The following is a 19,677-nucleotide window of genomic DNA, read 5'->3' as shown; positions in this document are numbered from 1 at the left end:
AATTGGCAAAGCCCCCGCGGACTTGCGGGGGTTTTTTGTTTGGATTGGCTTTATATGAAGTTGACCAGTGAAAGCTGGCTGACCAGGGCTGTGACCCGGAAGGTGGCTTCGAGCTGGACCTGCAAGGTGTTCAGCTTGAGCGCGACGTCGTTGGTGTCGGCATCCTCTATCCCTGAGACGATGCTCTGGAAGAGGTTTTTCTGGTCGACGTGGAATTCCTTGGTTTCGTTCATGGAGACGCGCACCCCCTCCATATCGAAGCGGATATTGTCGATTTCATCAAGGGAACGGCTCACCATCTCTGTCAGTTCGTTGTAGAGGGTGTAGAAGCTTTCCTGCTGCTGCGCCAGAGTGTAACCGGGGGCGCCCTGCACGTCGGGGGTTCCGGGGAATACGCCGTCCTCGTAGGTGTCGGCAATCGGCGGGAAGCTCTCGTTTTTCAGGAAGGAGAGGGCCACAAGGATATCCCGGAAGGGGTCCTCGTTGGCGTGGACCGTGTATTCGAGTTCCGAATCATCATCCACCCGCACGAATACGCGACCCGCGTTACCGGCGCTGAGCGGCGCGGAGTAGCCAATCACGCTGTCGGTCAGGGCGTCCGGGTTGCCGGCGGTCGCCGTGCGGTCGCGGATATCAGCCAGAAGCTGGTCGGTCGTAATCGTGCCGTTTTTCCAGCTGGTCAGCAGGGTGCTGACCGCCGCGTCCAGCGTTCCGGTATCGTTCAGGGGCGGGGTCAGGGTTTCGGCCCCGCCGAAGACGTAACGGTCGCCGTCCTTGCTGTTGATGAGCTCGGTCATGTAGTTGTAGAGATTTTTCGACAGGTCGATCAGCCCCTGCAGCTCCTCATCGGAGGTGGCGGAGGTCATGCCCACGGCGACCTCCTCATGCACGAACGGGGTCGAGGGATCGTCATAGGTGACGATCTCGCCCAGCTGGTGGGTGCCTTGCTGGACGAAGCCGATAAAGCCGTCGGCAAGGTTATTGCCCTGCGCCTGGAACTCCTCGATCGAGGAGAGCATGATCTTCAGGCGCGTATCGGCCTTGCCTATGTTGCTGATATACGAATCAAGGGAGACGATGCTGGAGCGGGAGCGAATTGTGGTCAAGGCATCGGTTCCCAGACCTGAGAAACTCTGGCTTTTCTTGCCGGTTGCCAGTTGGGTGGACAGGTCGGAAAAAGTGGTTTGCTGCTTTTTGATATTTTCTATCTGCCTGAGCGCCTGACCTAATGTCGATATGCCTGTCATCGTTTCTCTCCGTCTATACGACTCTTAACAGTTCCTGAAAAATCTCGTCGATCGCGTTGATCACCCGTGCCGAGGCGGCATAGGCGGTCTGGACCACGATCAGGAATCCCAGTTCCTCGTCCAGATTTACGCCGGAGCTGTCCACCAGTTCCTTTTCGAGCAAACCTTGCAGGGTTTCCTCATCCGCACGGCGCTCCTTAATGAGGTTCAGCTCCTGCCCATGCTGGTTTACCATCTTCTGGGCGTAGTCCTCCAACGTCAGGGCACCGACGACTTCGGATTCAATATTCGCCCCCGGCCCCAAAAATTCCGAGCGGAAATGTACAAAAGAGCCTGTGCCGTTTTCGGTTTCAGAGGTATAGGGGACGTCCACGATGGGCGATTCGTCGTTGATCGCGCCGCCGGAGAGGACGGAATAGGTTCCGAAAAGAGCCGAAACGATGTTCACGCCGTCATCAACAGAGGCGCGGCCTGCAGCCGTGCCCGCCAGCGCCGCCGAATCGGTCTCGAAGGGGCCGCCCACCAGCTTGATATCGCCGCCGAAATCGGGGGACACGAAGCTGCCGCCTGGACGCAGAGACAGAAAACCATTGGCATCGGTCTGGGCTACCAGACCGGGCACGGCGTTGAGCTTGGCAAGGATGTCTGTTTCCGTATCCGTCGGTTCGATAGTGATTCGCACCGCAGCGTTGTTTCCGACGCTCACGTCGAAGTATGGGTCCGTGGCTTCCTTGAGTTCGGGCTTCAGGCCGAGGAAGGCGAAGCCCGTATCGGAGAGGGGCTCGGTACCGCTGGCCAGAGTCTGGATGTTGCCGCGGCTCTGGATGAGGAGTTCGCCGTCGGCTCCGGCTGAAACGCTGGCGCCATAATCGGCCACGGCGTTAGCCCAGTCGGCGTCGGCCGTTATGTGGTTGATGAGATCCTGCACCGCGCCGCTGCCTGAGACCGCCACGTTTCTGAGGTCGATTTCGATATCGTAGGGGCCGCCGCCGAAATCCGGGTCATCGAAGCGGATGATGAAGCGGTCGGTTTCCGCGCCGCCGATGCCGAACACGTTCGTGCCGCCGGTGTTCACCAGATCGGCGATGCTGCTGTAGGCGGTTAAATCCACACTGCCCGCGAGCTGGTTGCTGGAGCGGAGGCCCAGCCAGTTCTGGAGGGTCGTCGCACCGGTCGCGGCAGCGCGGATATCGACCGAAGTCGCCGTCACTTGATTAACTGCTTCCTGAAATTCGGTTCCCGAGAAAGTAAATTCCAATACGCGCCGGATCACCTCGTTCGAGCCGGGAGGCAATATGGCCCCGTAGGTGCCCTTCTGTAACAGGCTGTGGTCGTTTACGATACGGCTGTTCACCTGAAGCAGGGCGGAAAAGCCAACATAATCCACCGGATCGGCCGGACTGACGCCGATGTCGGGCGGGTTGTCGGACGGGATACCGCCAGAGGAATCGGTGAAGAGCCTCAGCCCTTGCGCTTCGAACCGGAGGGCCAGCTTATGGGCCAACTCGTCGATCTGGGCCATCTGTTTGGGGAAAATCTCGTCCCTGAGCTGCAGAAGGCCGCCCAGTCTGCCGCCCACCGTGCGGGCGGTGATGTCAAGGGCCGAAGGATCCGTGTTGGGGTCGCCGACGAAGACGCCTGCCGCCGTTGCCGGGTAGGCATTATTGGCCGAGAGGGGCGAAGGATCGAAGGTGAGGAGATTGGGCTGTTCGCCTACCAGTTCGGCCCCCTCGACTGTCTGGACGACGAGAACGCCATCGCCGCGCCGGAAAAGGCTGATCTCTATGAGAGAGGAGAGTTCCTTGATCGCCAGATCGCGGCTGTCCTCCATGGCTGCCGATGTGTTCCCTGCGGCCATGGCATAGCGGACCTGCTGGTTGAGTTCGGCGATCTGCTCGAGAAGGTCGTTGATGCTCTGTACGACCACTTCCGCCTCGGATTGCGCGTCGTTGCGTAAAGTTGTGATGTAATCGGATAACTCATTGATTTTATTGGCCGTATCAGCGGCCTGATCGACCACATCGGCGCGCAGAAACCTGTCCTCGGGCGTATCGGCCAAGGCCACGAAGGATTCGTGAAGCTTTGTCACTTCTGAGGCCACGGAAATCCCAGCACCAGGTTCGCCGTGAAACTGGTCGATTCGCTCCAGATAGGTTTTCTGGACGTCATAGAAACCCACTGCGCTGACCTGGGTCCAGAGATCGCGCTCCAGGTTGATATCCACGTTCCTGATGACCGTGCGAGCCAGAACCCCTACGGTTTGACCGCCGACCGATTGCGCCGCCTGCGGCAAAATTTTCCGGGTATAGCCTTCCGTGCCAACATTAGAGACGTTGGCGGAGATGGTTTCGATCTGTTTCTGGTATATTTTTAGGCCGGAAAGCGCGGCATCCAGTCCTGAAAGACCCATAATCTACTCCGTTGCAGCGGCGCGGCTAACCCGCGCTTGGCCGACGTTATTGCCGACTCATGGAGGAGATATGCAAGGAGGGTGCCAAGAAATCAGGTTAGCTCGGACGCATAGACATTAGAGGTCGCTCTTCTAATTTCTAAGAGTCGGCTGCTCATCCTGAATGTTCTTGAAAATTCTTACGGTATTGCTTTCGATGTGAGTTTGAAGGGCGTCCTCAACCAGGAGCCCCGTCAGCATTTCGCGGCGCAGGGAGGAGTCAAACCTGTCTCTCATACTCATCAATCCAATTGCATCTATTGCAGCACCTATTCTATCGACGTTCTCTGGTTTGTCATAAAGATTGGTATAAAAGTTCGGGCTTTCATAAATTTTCTTCGTCAGAACCTCCATCTGGGCATAGTAGCTTGGACGTTCGCCTAAATACGCATGGATTTCTGCGTCAGTCATCCCGGGTAAGCCCAATTCCCGTATGAATGCCTTCATAAAAGTCCAACCCGTATTTTCCGTTAAAGCGGGGGCCGGGGGTGGGGGAGGTAGTATATTCGGAGGCCAAGCTCCTGGTGCAACCGTTGCCTGTCCCGGGGGCGCACTTGTCTTCATTCCAACAATATTGATAAAGCTGTTCTGAGCCGCGGCGACTATAGAGGCATGCCTACGTGCGTTATATTGGCTCACAGGATTTTCAGTAACGTCGTTGGTTTCCATAGTGTCGAAAGAGTTGGGCATATAAAGATTCAATGCAAGCGCAAAAATGTCCTCTTCCTCATTTGTCAGTGTCCCATCTGCAAAGTTTGCATCTAGAGTAAGCTTGCTATCAATCGTGCGGAAGAAATCAACATCCTTATTAAACCTTTCCCTTTGGGCAGGAGTCGCGGCAGTCAGGGTTGAACATAAAGCATCCAAACTGTCGTTGTTGTCCCGTGGATTACAATATTTTGTTGAGAACTGATTGATGCGGTTTAAGACAGATTGTTTCGAACCTTCCCCCGCACTGTCGTGCTGCACACTCAGAGCCTCATTCAAAAGAGCCTTATTCAGAGCCCTCATGTCCAACTCGAATGCACGCTCAGAATGAGCAAGACTTTTGACAAAGGTACCAAAGCGACATATCTGTTCACTGGGGTGGTAATCCTTGTGGGCGCGGGCCATAAGCTCCTGGAGCTTCCGTTGTGTCTCCAACTGCATCTTTGCATCGAAGAAGGTTCCAATAATGAAAGCCTGCTGCATCATGACCGCCGAGAGTTGCTCGGTCATCATGATCATAGCCGCGCTGTAACGCGCCTGGACGTCCGATACACCGTCTGCGGAAGGGTCACCAAACAAAACCTCCACAACCGGCGGTTCACGATCAACGTCACCGTCATTCTCCAGATTGTAGTTTTGGAATGCCAGTTTCATGAGGTTGCGGTTTTTGCTATCCATGGTATTGAATAGGTTGTCTCCAGCAAAATATCCCGCCCAATCAGCGCTGGTTTCGTGTGTGTTGCTTCCATCTGATACAAGAATTTTTGAAAACTCGGCCAGACCCGATCCTGTGTATTCAATCCCTCCCGTCTTTCTGTCCAGTTTAATTAGAAAGTTGACAGCAGAATTGTCCGTTTGATTTTGCTGTGGCCCGGACTGTATATCAAACCTATAGGCCAGTTTCCCTTCCTTTTCAGGAGTTAAGTATGACGATGTGTCTATTTTTATACTTCCAGACTTATCAAATTGCTTGTTTCCTTTTTCAATAATTTCTCCATTGCTAAAGATTTCGTAGTTCAGAGTCGCATTTGGATTGAAATGGGATAGATTTAGATATGAATCGTTCAAGCTTTTGCTGGAGTCGAAATAAAGTGACGAGGCTGCAAAAAAAGTAACACAGATCGCCAAGAGTGAAGCGGCGGCTAAGACTTTCTTGTTTTTTTTGCGTTTTTCAGTCATGTCAACCATCCTAGAGATAAGTTATTCAGACGCAGTATGGATATCATCGATAGCGTCCTCTATTTCGTTTTGAAGGTCTTCCACGGCCAACTCCAACAAGATAGACAGAGACGCCTCCGTTCGCAGATAACTCTTGAATAAATCGAACTTTTGAATCAGCCCTATTGCCTGAATGGCAGCGCCCTTTCTTTCAACGTTCGCAGGTTTATCGTAGAGGTTGGTGTAAAATCTTGGATCCTGATAAGCTTTTTTTGTCAGTATCTCCATTTGCGCGTCGTAACTTGGGTTATTCCCCAGCAACGCTGTGGCGTCTGCAGCCGCCAGTCCTAAATTCTGAAGAAACGCCTCAATAAAAGTGCGTGAGCCGCCTGTGCCCTCTGCCTTCAACCCAACTATAGCGTTGTAGCTTGACTCTGCGACACTTAACTGCGCCACACGGGAACGCATATCCAGATAGGCCTGCTGCGCTCCGTTTACCTCCCGAGTCGGGTTGTTCTCAAGCGTTTTTGCGTTAGGCCGATCGTATGTATCAAATGCATAAAGATTTTGAGCCAAGGCAAAGATATCTTCCTCATGGGGCGTTGCGGCACCGAAGTTCGTAAGGTTTACGTTGATCGTCCAAGGGTGTGCAATAGTCCGAGGGAAGTCGATATCCTTGTTGTACCTTTCTCTTTGTGCGGCGCCAGCACCCGTCGTACAAATCAAACCCAGCGCATCGTTGTTGTCCCTGCGATCGCAGTAGGTTGAGAGGTATTGGTTAACCCGACTTTTGATATCGCTTCTCGGGCCACCAAAAGCCGCAACGTTCGCGTTACCAAGATTCCTGTCTTGCGAGCGCTGGCTTAGAGCGTATGCCGCCAATTCACCCCTGCGCTCCGTTGCAGCCAAACTTTTTATTCTCGTTCCGAATTCGCACATCTCGATGCTGGGATGGTAATCTTTATGGGCCTTTGCCATGAGTTGCTGAAAAAGCCTTTGGGTTTCCAACTGCTCCTGAGCGTCAATAAATGCCCCTAATATGGTCATTTGCTGCATAGCGACCGCAGCCAGCTGCTCAGCCATCGCCATCATAGCCGGAAGAAGATTTTCCTGCCAAAACTCCCAATCCATGAAAAATATCCGGTGAAGTGTGAGTTCAATAAAAATATGAATGTTGATGTTGATCCAATTCTCGATCCACGCGATCAGATCATCTGGAAAAACAACGTCTGTAAGACAGCTGCAGCAGCCGCAACAGATGGCCTCTGCCTTTTTTACAGTCACAGGTGCCGTACAGAGAAAAATAACAAAAAGAATAAGAAGAACTGGCTTCTTAAAGTATTTTCTCATCGTTACAAAAACCATGATTAATCATCCGTTGTATTAGCGGTCTTTATTTGATCTTCAATCTCTCGCTGAAGATCCACCACGGCTAGTTCTAACAAAACTGCAAAAGATGCCTCGTTACGGAGGAAGCTTTTGAAAAGATCAAACTTCTGCATTAGCTTTATTGCCTGCAAAGAGACCAATTTCCTGTCTACGTTGGCCGGGGTATCATACAGGCTCGTGAAGAAGTCAGGGTTTTGATACACTTTCTTGGTTAAGATCTCCATTTGGGCATAGTAACTCGGGTTTTCGCCTATGAGAGCCAAAACTTCTGCAGCAGGCACCCCAAGTTCCGTCAGGACTGGCTCAAGAAAAATTCTTGCGTTCATGGGTACTACGTTACCCCCCGCATCCAAGGCTGTACTTCCATCGGATTTCATCGCCGCTATAGCGTTATAACTGTTTTCAGCTACGCTACGTTTTGCCACGATAGAGCGAAGCTCCATATACGCTTGCTGCATATCGTTTAAGGCCGGGTGCCTTGGATCAATGTTATTTGCCAGAAGTCGGGCCGGAACCCGCGGGAAAACATTGTGTGAGAAAAGGTTGCTGGCCAGGGAGAGAACGTCCTCTTCCTCAATATTGTCAACTGCAGGAGGACCAGCAGCCGATAGTGTTGTATTCGTGAAATCCATTTTTATTGTCCAAGGAGAATCAATTACAGAAAAATAATCGATGTCTCTGTTTAACTGCTGCCTCTGAGCTACGGTAAGGCCCGCCCAAGCAAGAGCTGAACAGTAAGTTGAAAGTGCCGTATCCCGGTCATGCTCGTCGCAATATTTTGCTGTGAATTGAGCCAAGCGATTCGCTTTATCTATATCATTGCCGTAAGTGGCAGATTGATGAGCGTTGCCCAATTGACGGTCCTGGGAACGTTGACTGATTATGACGGCATTCACCTCAGCCTTTCTTTCCGTCGCGGCCAAGCTTTTAATCATCGTCCCGTAATAGCACATTTCCACGCTGGGTATGTAGTCCTTGTGGGCTCTTGCCTGCATCACCTGCATGAGCTGTTGCGTCTCCAACTGTTGCTTGGCATCGAACAAGGTTCCTACCGCCATAACCTGCTGAATGGCCACTGCAGTAAATTGTTCGGCTGCCAGCATCATCGTCGGCAGGATGCTTTGTTCCCACATTTCGTGAACAATAAAACGCTCCAACCTGAGAAACTCTTCATTCAGCTTCTCATTGAAATCGTCTTCTGCCTCTTGCCATACAAAAGGATCTATAAGCGCAAGCAGGGCAGCACAGGAACAGCAAATCGAGTAGGCCTGGCGTGAAGGGGTTAGAAGAAGAGATAAAACAACAGCAAAAACCAGACTCCGTCTAAAAGTCTTTTTGTATTTCGATTCGCCGTTTAGCTTCAGAAACTTGATCATCATGACAGCATATTATCTCAACTGTTTAATCTCTCGCTTTTTGTGTGTTGATTATGGTGTTGTTAAGGGCCCTGAAATCGTCCCTTGAATAGCTTGAGAGGAGAACCGAAAGAATCATCTCCTGTCTCAGTTCGCTTTCAAAAAGGACCCTATCAAGCATCAGGTCTATTGCCTTCATGGCGGTACTCTTGCGTGCAATGTTAGCGGGCTTGTCGTAAAGACCAGAGTAGAAGTCAGGATTCTGGTATATCTTCTTTGCTAAAACCTCCAGTTGTGCATAGTAGCTCGGGTTCTCGCCAATAATGGCGTAAATCTCTGAGTCAGGGGTAGCCGGAGGCATCAGCTCTTTAAATGCCGCCGCTAAAAAGGTCCGAGTCAAGGGTGGACCACCAGAAACAAGGGATGTATCCGATGTTCCGGCAGACTTCATCCCTACAATCGAGTTAAACGTATTCTGCGCCACACTTCGCTTTGCGGCGACGCTGCGAAGATCCAAATATAATTTTTGTCCACTTTTGCTTCTTAGTTTCAAACGGGACAGGTTACGCGAGAGGACGCTGTTCCCGTAAAGATTGGCGGACATAGAGAATACATCCTCTTCGTCCGCAGGGGGCGGAATGGCCGTGGCGCCTTCAAAATTAACTTCGAGTGTGCGCCTTTGGTCAATTAACCGCGCATAGTCAATATCTATATTTTTTCTGGCCGGATTCGTCGCCCCAGTCGTTCCGGCCCCTCCGGGACCGTCATGATCACAGGCCAAATCCAAACCGGTTCCTGGCCCCCCCCAGTCATTATCCTTAGGATCGCAGTAGGTTCTTACAAACTGCCTCCATCGCGAAGCCTTGTCTCTTTGTACAGACTGGGCTCCGGTCATATTTGCGTTGCCAAGCTGCCGATCAAGTCCAAAATCTGCCAATATCCGCTTATTAAAAAGGCCGCGAGCTTCGGAAGCAGCCATACTTCTGGCTGCCGTCCCCATCCAGCAAATTTCATCGCTGGGGTGGTAATCCTTGTGAGCTTCGGCGTGCAACTGCCAGAACAGACGTTGGGTCTCAAGCTGATGCTTTGCATCAAGCATCGCGCCTACAATTTCCATCTGATACATCCCCATGGCGGAGAGAAACTCTGTCATTTCCGCCAAACCAATAACCCAGAAATCCTCGAAGAAATCCTCGACGATCCAGTTTATTTCATTGTTGATATGGTCTTCGATGTTTTCTTCAATGATGAGCTCAAAAATCTCAGCGATAATCTCCGCCAAAATGGGCACAATGATGCAATCTATAGGGCCGCACATCCAGCAAGGAATACAAATGGCTTCGGATTCCCTGCTTTTCATTGTCAGGGTTGAACCTGCCAAAACCGAAATCATGAGAAACACCAAGAGAAACTTTTTTAAAACAGGCGACAATTTTAGACCCCACCCCCGCGTCATTTTGGGGCGAGCAAAGCCGCTTGCTTCTGACTGAAGCTTGCCCTCTCCGGTCATTTTCGCCCCCCGGTTGCGTTTACCACCTGCTTATTGGCCTCTCTTTGGGCCGCCCTTATTTTACTGGAAAGGAGAACTGAGACCACCATCTCTTTTCTTAGCTGACTTTCATAAATCGCCCTGTCAAGCATCACCTCAATAGCCTGCATCGCCACGTGTTTACGCTTGATGTTAGCCGGTGTATCGTAGAGATTGGCGTAAAAATCGGGATTCTGATATAGTTTTTTGCTCATGATTTCCAATTGGGAATAATAGCTCGGCTCTTCACCCATATATTCGTATATTTCTTCGTCAGGCGTAGATAGAGGCATAATCTCCTTAATGATCGACCCAAGAAACTCGCGGACCTGAGAACCGGCAGCCAAATTAGATCCCGTACCGGCCGTTTTCAGACCTATTATACTGTCGAAAGAATATTGCGCGACACTGCGCTTTGCTGCAATGCTTCTTACCGCCAGATAAAGCTTCTTACCATTATTCGACTGGGTCTTTTGCCGAGAAAGATCTCTTGTAAGAACCTCGTGGCCAAAAATATTTCTTGAAAGAGCCCAGACATCTTCCTCGTCATCGGTCATTGTGGCATTTGAAAGATCTATATTGAGCGTCCTTGGTGCCTCCACCAAGCGGGTATAGTCAATATCTATGTTTGTGCGCCATGGATCTGTCGCGCCCTTGGGCCCCCCGCGATTCGCATCAGGTCCGGGGAAATCGCCATCACGATCACAGGCGTATTCAAGCCCGGACAACTGGCCGTAAAAACTGCCCGGCGGATTATCAGTGGCGTCTATTTCAGGAGGCAGAGCAGAAGGAACCAGCCAATTATTGTCTTTAGGATCACAGTAGGTATCGACAAACTGCCCCCATCTTCCCCTCAAATCCTGCTCAACGCCAGCAGAAGAGTTTAGATTTGCGTTTCCAATCTGTCGCTTAATGCTCATGGCCGATAACGCCAAAGCATTGTGATTTCCTTTAATTTCCGAGTGCGCCATGCTCTTGACGTTTGTCCCAAACCAGCAAAAATCATCGGAGGGGCGGTAATCCTTGTGAGCCTCCGCCTGAAGTTGCTGGAAAAGTCTTTGCGTATCCATTTGAATGTCAGCATCCATGAAAGCGCCAATGATATTCATTTGCTGCATCGCAACGGCATTCATCTGGGTGGTCATGTCCGCCATTGCCGGCACCACCTCCCCTTCAAAAAACTGCTCTACAAGCCAGTCCTCAAAGGCCTCCAGATCGTCATCAAACTCATCCTGAGTGTTTTGCTCAATGTCGTCATGATACTGATCGAGCTGACTGCTTGCGGCCGCGCAATCCGCTGACGAACACGTGCCAACCAAACATCCACAAGCTGCATAAGCCGAGTGGGTTAAAAGAAGCGTAATTACGACAGCAATCGCGAGAGGGGCGAAGATGTGAAAAATCATACGCCCAATAATACTGGAGTTTTTAAGGTTACGGATCGTTAGCATCTTCGTCATAATGAGGTCTTTAGTAATATAACCAAACTGGCAAATGAAAACAACGGGCAATGTAATATGGACTGATCCTGAGTTGCCCACAAAACGCACAAAGATAGAAGCGTAAGCGCCCGCCTTCCTTCAGAGGTTATACTAGCATAACGGTTTTGGTAAAGGCACGATTTTTAACCAAAAGTATAAATATCATTAATAATTGATACTTGGGATTGATTTTTTTCTCCAAAAAAAGATAATGGGTTTGCAGTTAACTCCCAGAATAGAATGTTATGCTAGGCAAAATCACTAAAAAACACCCCCCCTCGGAGCCGCAAACAACTGAGGCAGGGGCTGATGCTGAGCCTGAGGCCGACACCTCCGGGTTGGGTACCGTGGTCATACGGAATGAGTTTTACAGGGACGGCTACCGGAGCCTTCTTAAGCTTACGCTCATACAGAGCCTTATTATCTTAGGCCTAATTGGCGCGATGTATTATGTCATCTACGCCCACCAGCCCGAGCATCGATATTTTGCGACAACAGAGGACGGTCGCCTTGTTCCTATGGTCCCCCTTAATCAACCCAACCTTAGCGCTCCAGCGCTCATGTCTTGGGTTGCCCAAGCCTCCACCGAGGTCATGACTTTCGGATTTAGCGATTACCGCCGGAGGCTCCAAGAGGCGTCGCGTAATTTTACCAAGCGCGGATGGGAGAGCTTTACACAAGCACTTCAACGATCAAGAATTATTGAAATGGTGGAAGTCAATCAGCAGGTTCTTACCGCCGCCCCCAAAGGTGCCCCCATTCTTGAATCTGAAGGGCTGGTTGCTGGCCGCTACCAGTGGGTGGTTCAGGTTCCACTGATTTTAACTTATCAATCCGGAGCCCGCACACAGAATACGGGACTGCTCGTAACGGTTGTTGTTGTTCGCGTCCCCCGCCTTGAAAGCCCCAATGGTGTGGGTATTGAGCAATGGGTCGCGGTTCCCCGCTAACCTGCTTTTGGGCACCGCCCCCCCCTGCTCCCTAAGCTGCAGCATGGACCATGCCTTAAGTTTAGTTTTTTCTTAGCTTCTGTCAGCGTTGTTGTTGTTTTGTTTTAATATTATTTGTGATACGGTGTTGATAGTACGTGACAATCAGAATTTTCCATTGTATCGTTTAACGAAGTTTTTGAGTTTCTGGGTTAGATCTTTCGTCATGAAAAATAAAACATCGAATTTTAATTTCTTATTAGTTGGGGTCGCCAGTTGCTTGTCTGCTGGTGCCTTCTTTGTTTCTGCAACCTTTGCGTTTCCGGCTCACGCGCAGGAGGATGGGGGCGCATCTCCAACCTCTGAGGTCGAGGATGCCGCAGGGGGATTAGGCTCTCCAGCCGTCGACGACGATTCTTCTGGTGATGGGGCTCTTGAAGATGGCGGCCTTTCCGATCTGGAAGATGGAGTCGGCGGTGGCGAGTCGGCAGAGGTTGTCGGCCAGGATAGTGATAAGAATGATGCTCCTGATGAGAGTGTGCTTGAGTCTATGCCAGCTCTCGATGTTGAAAATCCTGAGAAGGATCCTTTTGAATTTGAGGAAGATGAGGGTCTTGATGAATTTCAGAAAACCTCCGAGCAGCTTGAGGATGATTTCAGAAAGGGTGCTTTTCAAGCTGCTCTTAACAGAATTCTTCCTTTGCGGCCAAATGAAATTCGAACCCTGCTTGAGCGCTTGGACAGGACTGTAGAGTCTACCGAGACGCCTGTTCATCCTTATCCCAGGCCTGAGAGTGTAGTTCAGAACATCTCCCTTGATCCTGGAAGCCCCCCTCTTACCATAAAGCTAGCCTTCGGGTATGTTACCAGCATCAGTATGGTCGACAGCTCCGGGTCACCTTGGCCTATTGAGGATATTTCGTGGGTTGGCAACTTTGCAATTCAGAGTGACGGGAAGGCTGATCTTGTGAATATGGTGCGGGTTTCAGCACAGAACGATTTCGGTCACGGCAATATGTCCATGAAGATGGTTGGTCTTGATACCCCTATTATTTTCACTCTGGAGACCAACAGGGATATTGTCTATTACCGTTTTGATGCTGTTATTCCTGGTAACGGGCCCTTTGCCAAAGCTCCCCTTATGCAGCCCGGTGTGACTTTGGCGGCCGGAGATGTTGATATGTCGGCGGCTTTATCCGGGGTTATGCCTAAGGAAGCTGTGAAGCTTTCCGTTACCGGCGTAGACGGCCGTACAAGCGCTTTTAAGTATAATAACTATACTTACGTGCGGACACCTTTGACGCTTTTGTCGCCCGGCTGGGAGAGTTCAGTGTCGTCCGCTGATGGGACTAGAGTTTATGCGCTTGCCGATGCCCCTGTCCTTCTGTTGTCCGATAAAGGGCGTATGGTTCGTGCTTATCTTTCTGAGCGTGAGGAGTTGCTAGATGAATGACGATCTTGACGAGGAAATCATTGGCTCTGAAGAGGGGTTTGGTGAGTTTGTACAGAAGAACACTCTTGGAGATATGTGGCGGAACAGTCCGGTCGTAAAGGTCGGGGTCGTTCTTGGTGTCGTTGCACTTTTTATTGGCGCTCTTTACTTCTTTGGGGCTAAACCTGACGAGGTTAAGAAGTCTATGGTTCCTGCGCCGTCACAGGTGAACTCCCCGCCGGGCGGTGCCGAGGCTTCGCCTGCTTATGTCGAGGCAGTTGAAGAAGCTAACGAGGCCGATTTTGAGAAGGCTATAAAGACTGGAGAAAGTACCATTCCTGTCCCTGTTGAAACCCCCTCCGACCGTCTTCAGCTTCCTGAGGAGCAGGAGGAGACGGAGGATCCTCTACATCGGTGGAGACGTCTGCAGGAAGAGCGCGTTCTTAGGGATACTGGCGACTCTGAGGATGTAGAGCCGGTTACTGTTCTTGATTCTGAACAGCAGAATGAAGCCATGAAGCAGATGGCTGACTCCATGGCCAAGCAGATGCAGAATGTTCTCTCCCGCCAAGGTGAGCGTATTCGTATGCAGTATAAGCGCATTTATAAAGTTGAAGCTGAAGGAGCCGGCGGAGGTGGAGGCGCCCCTAAAGGTGACGCTGAGGGGAATGGAGAGTTCGACGGAGAGGAAGAAGAGGTCGACCCCGAGATTATTATTCCTGCCGGAGAGATTGAATATGGTCAGCTTTTACTTGAGGCTAACTCTGACATACCTGGTCCCGTTCTCGTACTTCTCGTTTCCGGCCCTTTGAGAGGCTCGAAAATGATCGGCTCGTTCACTGTTCAGAACGACTACCTTACCCTACAGTTCGATAGAATTGTCGTCGACGGGCGTGACAGCAGAATTTCTGCCATAGCTCTAGATCCTGACACTTCTTTGCCTGGTATGGCCACGGAAGTCGATCACCGTTATTTGCAGAGAATTCTTTTGCCTGCGGCGGCGGCTTTTATCGAGGGCTTTTCCGAAGCCATCGCACAATCTGACGCCACGAGCATCGTTATCGAAACGGGATCGAGCGGCACGACTACGACTGATACACAGCAAGACTTAGACACAGAAGAGGAGGTTGCTCTTGGTGTGAAAGAGGCTGGTGAGGAAGTCAGAGATATTATTGAAGAGATCAATGATGATGTTCAGGTTCTCGTGAAGATCCATGCTGGTACACCTATCGGGATTCTTTTTACTGAGGCTGTGACTTCTGAGAATGACGATACCTAGTCCTTAAGCTGGTTTTTATTCTTGAGTTTAAGTGCTCTTGTGGCTTTCTCTAATATTTGAGCGGAAGAGGATTCGCTGATGACAGGCAAGGGAAAGGTCGAAAATTTCGACGATCTCGATACTATTGATGAAGATCAGTGGGGTGAGGAGACTGATAGTGCTGTAGCTTCTGAGGGGGGCGCTTCCTCGCCTGAAGACGCTTTGCGCGGTGCTAAAAAGAGGTCTTCTGGTGGATTGTTATTTGGCCTGGTTTTGATTTCACTTTTGGGTGGGGGCTCTTGGTACGCCTACCAGAACCAGCTTATCCCTGGATTGGAGACTGAAAAAAGTGTTTCTGCCGTTTCTGCGAGTTCGTCTGTAATAGAGGAAGCGATACCTTCATCGTCCGACTCATTAACATCTTCAGAGCTACAGAATTTGCCCCCTATGCCGCAGGATAGCTCTGCTCCGCAAGAGCTGGATCTGGAATCTGCCAAGGAAGAGGGTCCGACGTCCAATGAAAGTGATGCCGCCGGCGTGTCGACTGATTCAACCTCCTTGACTGGCGACAGCGATGGGGATGGTGTGTTGACTCCGTTTCCTGGTGCTGATGTTTCAACTTCAGATTTGCAGCCTTTAGAAATGGCTGACGGGGAGATCCGAGAGATTGCTCCTCTGGCTGAAAAAGATGGAATGTTGGCTCAGGATCCTTCGGGTCAGGTACTTGCTCCCGAAGTGGCCCCTGGGACTATTGCCTCGACAGGCTCCGAAAGTGAGTCTTTACCTGACGTCGGCCTTTCTGACGGGCAGGCGGTTGATTTACAGACCCCGGAGACAGAGAATACTGTTGTTATTGCTTCCGAGTCTGATTCTTTGAGTGAGTTAGATCTCGGCAAACAGGTCGATGAGGTTTTGGAATCTGCCGAAACTTTGAACGGTAGCCTTGACGCGGCCTCTTCTTCTTTGGCCGCTTCGGCTGACCTGACAGCTGAGAAAGGCGGTGTCTTGACTCAGCCGGACGACTTGTCTTCTCTGGAGCAACCCGAAAATTCAGATCATTCTCCTATGGCCGTTTCAGAAAGCTCCGACAAGGAAGATTTGGAAATGGTCAGCGATGGTGATCTCGCCGAGAGTTCCGCTTTGGGCGATTTGAACGAACAACCAGATCAGATATCGGCTTCTGAGCCTCTTGCTTCGCCTTCTCCTTCTGTGTCTTTGGTTCCCGCGAAGGATAGCACTGGTGGGACGTCTTCGAACAGCGGAGTTCAACCTGAGGCCGTGGATGTTAGCGTCGATAAGCCGGAAATGCTGGCACAGAACCCAGTTGTCCCCGATAAAAAAGCCGAAACATCGCCACAGAAACCCGTTGTCGTTTCCAAGAAAACCACCCCTGCTTCCTCTTGGAAGTTAAGGTCCGCACAACCCGGTAGTGCCGTTCTTTATGACAGCCGTACTGGAGATGTGAAGTCTGTTGAAATTGGGGACCGCGTTGCGGGTTTCGGTAAAATTAAATCCATTACCAAAGTTAACGGTAAGTGGGTTATCAAAGGTACGATGGGGAGCCTAAGCCAGTAAGAGTTAATTTTTTGTTAACTTTTGTTCGCTTTTATCGTACTGTTTTTGATGGGGAGTTAAGGTATGGACTTTGCTCCTTGGTTAACAGAAAGTTTGCGTTTTAGAGCTTAGTTATGCTCTAATGGAGCAAGGGAATACTTAGGCAGAAGAAGTGTGTCATGATGAGAAATAGCCTTTTTTCGCGTTTTTTTGCTGGTTTTTCAGCTTTTTTTGCTTCTGCGGTTCTATCCGGTTCGGCGTGGGCGCAGGGTGTTGACGATATCGCGGAGAATATGACTACCTCAGCGTCCCTCATTCCGGGACTGATTACGGCCTTTTCCTATACTCTCGGGCTTTATATCGCCTACCAGGCGGTCATGAAGACTATTGAGCACGTCAACAATCCGAATCAGACCCCTTTTCGCGTTCCCGTTGTCCGTTATATCGCTGGCGGTGCGCTTTTTTCCCTGCCTATCGTTTACGAGGCCATGACGGAAACTATTTACGGCGGTGGTGGTTGGGTTGGTGTTGATACTGTCACTTTCTTTAACAGTGCCTCCGCACTTTTGGGGCTTTTTACAGGCCTTGGCGGTATGAATTTCAACTCTCTCTTGTCCTATATCGTCGCCGAAACCCAACTGCTGCCCGGTCTTATTACCGCTGTTGCATACCTTCTTGGTCTGCTCATGGGGGTTATCGGTATTCTTAAGCTTAAGGATCATGTGGAGGATCCCGCTCGGGTTTCTCTCAAGGAGGGTGTCATTAACCTGATTATAGGCGGTGCCATGTTCGGTCTGCCTGCGGTTTTTGAAGCTATGTGGAACACTGTAGGCGGAGGGGGGCTCGGCGTTTGGGAGGTTACGGCGGGCTTACTTAACGTTGCATCGTTTACCTTTGCGTCTGACGATTGGCTTTATGTGACGCTTTCTACAGGTATAGCCTGTAACCCCCTGACCGCGACGGCTCCAACCAGGGTCGGTGAGGTCATTTGCGCGGCATGGCTAAATTCCTCAGGTATCGCTGCATTTTTGTCGGGAATTGCTTATATGCTTGGCTTAGTCTTCGGGGTCTGGGCTTTGGTAAAAATCAAGAACCATGTTTTAAACCCCCAGCAGACTTCTTTGTGGGATGGGGTTTCCAGGTTAATTGCGGGTGGCGCTTTTTTCTCCCTCCCCACTGTAGTTTCTGCTTTTCAAATGACTTTTCTACCCGATCTTTCTCCGTTAAATGCCTATCGCTTACCTGGGCTTGGCACTACTACTGGGTACGAGGGGGATCTTTCTCTTCTTTTCGGTGCCAATGCTTGCGGCGTGGGCACTAATTCCCTTGATATGGTCATGGCCTGTTTCATGGGTGAGGTTCTTGGCCCCAGCCAGGTTGTTCTTAACTTCTTCTGTTTTGTTGCTGGCATGATTTTCATCATGATCGGCATCTCGAGGCTCGTCAAAACTGCACAAGACGGCCCGAGGGGGCCGGGCGGTATGGGCACCGTGTCTACTTTTACGATTGGGGGAATCCTTATTTCTGCGAACGTTATCATGCGCGCCTTTTCTTCGACTTTGTTCGGAGACCCGCAGACGGCTACTTTCGCTACTTTAACTTACACCGCCGGTATGGCTGCTGCAGAGACCGACGCCGTTTACCATGTCGTCAGCGCCATCCTCCGTTTTATGATTATTGTGGGCTCGATCAGTTTCGTCCGCGGTCTGTTTATCATGAGACAGGTTGCCGAGGGCAACCAGCAAGCTTCTCTTATGTCGTCAATGACTCATATCATCGGCGGCGCTATGGCGGTCAATCTCGGGCCCCTTCTTAACGCTGTCCAGCAAACAATAGGAATTACAGCCTTTGGCGTAACCTTCGCTTAATAGTTCCTTAATGTTTCTTTTTCTCAAAATTTTGTAGTTTTTGCCAAAAATAATTGTGGCAAAATTATGTTATTCTTGTTACTATTGGTTATTAAGTAAGCAAAACTTTGGTAAGAGGAGGAACTTAAATGTTCAAGACAACCAAACTCACATACTACAAACTCGGCGCAGCCATGACGGCTGGTGCTATTGCATCTTCTGCTACCAGCGCGTACGCTGCAGCAGGGGGCGCGAACAACTTCAGCTCTATCGCTCAAAACATCACAACGTCTATTGCCAGCATCCCCGGTCTCTTGACCGCTCTTTGCTACCTTTTTGGTTTGCTCCTTGGCGTTCTCGGTGTTCTGAAGATTAAAGACCACGTTGAAAACCCCACCCAGACCCCGTTGAAAGATGGTGCGATCCGTCTTGCTGCCGGTGGTATCCTCTTCGCTCTCCCGATCCTGATGGAAGCGATGGCAGAAACGCTTGACAGCGGTAACCAAGGTCAGAACTCTTCTGCTGCTCTTATGAACTCTGTCAGCTTTAACGTTTCTTAAGTCAGGAACAAGAAGTGGATCGTATACCGATCACTTTGGGGCTTTCCAAGTTTACCGGAAGGTCAAAAAAGAAAAAGGAGGGAGCCGGAGATTCCGGCTCCTCTTCTGCTAGAGAGGCTGTATCGAAAGACCTTAAGCAAACAATATTCGAACGCGATGGTTTTTCTTGTAGGTGCTGCGGGTTCCAGTCAAAGAAATATCAGGAAGTCATCCAGGTTAATGGTGACGTGGCGGATATCAGTGAGGGCAACCTCGCCACGGTGTGTATTTTTTGTCACCAGTGCTTTAACCTAGATCAAGTCGGAGTTATGAAGTCGGGTGTTTTGTTGTGGCTACCTGAGATTGATCAAGCTGATCTCCATCATATGGCCCGCGCTATTTATGTTGCTCGAATTTCTCAGGGACCGATCGCAGAGGCTGCCCGAAAAGCTCTGGATGGACTTATGAAAAGAAGGGATCCTATTCGTAAGAGAATTGGAACTGATGACGCTTATACCCTCGCAACGGTTTTGAAGGATTATCTAAGCGACCATCACTACGGTATCCGCGCCCAGAAACTTGAGGGTGTCAAGCTTTTTCCACTTGATCGCCGTATTATTAAGGAAGCAGATCTTGAATTTAATCAGTTTCCTCAAATTCTTGCCTATTGGCGTTCAAAGGACGGGCCTTTCGGCGGCAAGCCTCCACAGCAATGGTTCAGTATTTATAACAGCATTCATAGCAGTTAATTTTATTAACCTTACGAATCGGGCTCTGTTTTTTCTTAAGCCTTTCCTTCTTAT

The 19,677-nt window shown here is 50.3% G+C and carries 14 protein-coding genes; 7 read left to right on the top strand and 7 right to left on the bottom strand.

The features are described 5' to 3' along the window. Positions 1 to 50 precede the first annotated feature (50 nt). From IPN28_01965 to IPN28_01935, 7 genes are all read right to left on the bottom strand, one after another. Positions 51 to 1,247, bottom strand: coding sequence for a hypothetical protein (locus tag IPN28_01965; GenBank protein ID QQS57611.1), 1,197 nt, complete (start codon positions 1,245 to 1,247; stop codon positions 51 to 53). Between the two features lie 13 nt (positions 1,248 to 1,260). Then, positions 1,261 to 3,657, bottom strand: coding sequence for a flagellar hook-associated protein FlgK (gene flgK, locus IPN28_01960; GenBank protein ID QQS57610.1), 2,397 nt, complete (start codon positions 3,655 to 3,657; stop codon positions 1,261 to 1,263). A gap of 132 nt (positions 3,658 to 3,789) precedes the next feature. Then, the gene (locus IPN28_01955; GenBank protein QQS57609.1) at positions 3,790 to 5,583 is read right to left on the bottom strand and encodes a hypothetical protein; all 1,794 of its coding nucleotides are present in this window, start codon (positions 5,581 to 5,583) and stop codon (positions 3,790 to 3,792) included. Between the two features lie 21 nt (positions 5,584 to 5,604). Beyond that, the gene (locus IPN28_01950) at positions 5,605 to 6,927 is read right to left on the bottom strand and encodes a hypothetical protein (GenBank protein QQS57608.1); all 1,323 of its coding nucleotides are present in this window, start codon (positions 6,925 to 6,927) and stop codon (positions 5,605 to 5,607) included. A 2-nt stretch (positions 6,928 to 6,929) separates the two neighbouring features. Then, positions 6,930 to 8,330 (bottom strand): hypothetical protein, encoded by a 1,401-nt coding sequence (locus IPN28_01945; protein ID QQS57607.1) that lies wholly within the window; start codon positions 8,328 to 8,330, stop codon positions 6,930 to 6,932. Positions 8,331 to 8,352: 22 nt separating this feature from the next. Further along, the gene (locus IPN28_01940; GenBank protein ID QQS57606.1) at positions 8,353 to 9,816 is read right to left on the bottom strand and encodes a hypothetical protein; all 1,464 of its coding nucleotides are present in this window, start codon (positions 9,814 to 9,816) and stop codon (positions 8,353 to 8,355) included. Beyond that, positions 9,813 to 11,294, bottom strand: a complete 1,482-nt coding sequence (locus tag IPN28_01935; protein QQS57605.1) for a hypothetical protein — start codon at positions 11,292 to 11,294, stop codon at positions 9,813 to 9,815. The genes IPN28_01940 and IPN28_01935 overlap by 4 nt, the downstream gene beginning before the upstream one ends. 266 nt (positions 11,295 to 11,560) lie before the next feature. Here IPN28_01935 and IPN28_01930 point away from each other — a divergent pair, with 266 nt between their 5' ends. From IPN28_01930 to IPN28_01900, 7 genes are all read left to right on the top strand, one after another. Then, a complete protein-coding gene (locus IPN28_01930; protein ID QQS57604.1) occupies positions 11,561 to 12,265 on the top strand; it encodes a type IVB secretion system apparatus protein IcmL/DotI in 705 nt (234 codons plus the stop codon). A 205-nt stretch (positions 12,266 to 12,470) separates the two neighbouring features. Beyond that, complete coding sequence (locus IPN28_01925) at positions 12,471 to 13,697, top strand: type IV secretion protein DotH (protein QQS57603.1); 1,227 nt, start codon at positions 12,471 to 12,473, stop codon at positions 13,695 to 13,697. Further along, on the top strand, positions 13,690 to 14,955 hold the full coding sequence (locus IPN28_01920) for a hypothetical protein (GenBank protein QQS57602.1): 1,266 nt from the start codon (positions 13,690 to 13,692) through the stop codon (positions 14,953 to 14,955). Before IPN28_01925 ends, IPN28_01920 begins: the two co-directional genes overlap by 8 nt. Positions 14,956 to 15,033: 78 nt before the next feature. After that, on the top strand, positions 15,034 to 16,509 hold the full coding sequence (locus IPN28_01915; GenBank protein ID QQS57601.1) for a hypothetical protein: 1,476 nt from the start codon (positions 15,034 to 15,036) through the stop codon (positions 16,507 to 16,509). Positions 16,510 to 16,667: 158 nt separating this feature from the next. Continuing rightward, complete coding sequence (locus IPN28_01910) at positions 16,668 to 18,356, top strand: hypothetical protein (protein QQS57600.1); 1,689 nt, start codon at positions 16,668 to 16,670, stop codon at positions 18,354 to 18,356. Positions 18,357 to 18,484: 128 nt separating this feature from the next. Next, positions 18,485 to 18,895: a hypothetical protein gene (locus IPN28_01905; GenBank protein ID QQS57599.1), complete on the top strand. Its 411-nt coding sequence runs from the start codon at positions 18,485 to 18,487 to the stop codon at positions 18,893 to 18,895. A gap of 14 nt (positions 18,896 to 18,909) precedes the next feature. Then, complete coding sequence (locus IPN28_01900; protein QQS57598.1) at positions 18,910 to 19,623, top strand: type IV secretion protein DotN; 714 nt, start codon at positions 18,910 to 18,912, stop codon at positions 19,621 to 19,623. Positions 19,624 to 19,677: the final 54 nt, after the last annotated feature.

Source organism: Alphaproteobacteria bacterium (genome assembly GCA_016699735.1).
Lineage (GTDB): Bacteria > Pseudomonadota > Alphaproteobacteria > Micavibrionales > Micavibrionaceae > JAGNKE01.
The sequence above is the reverse complement of the archived record's forward strand: the minus strand, read 5'-3'. Positions and strand labels throughout refer to the sequence as shown.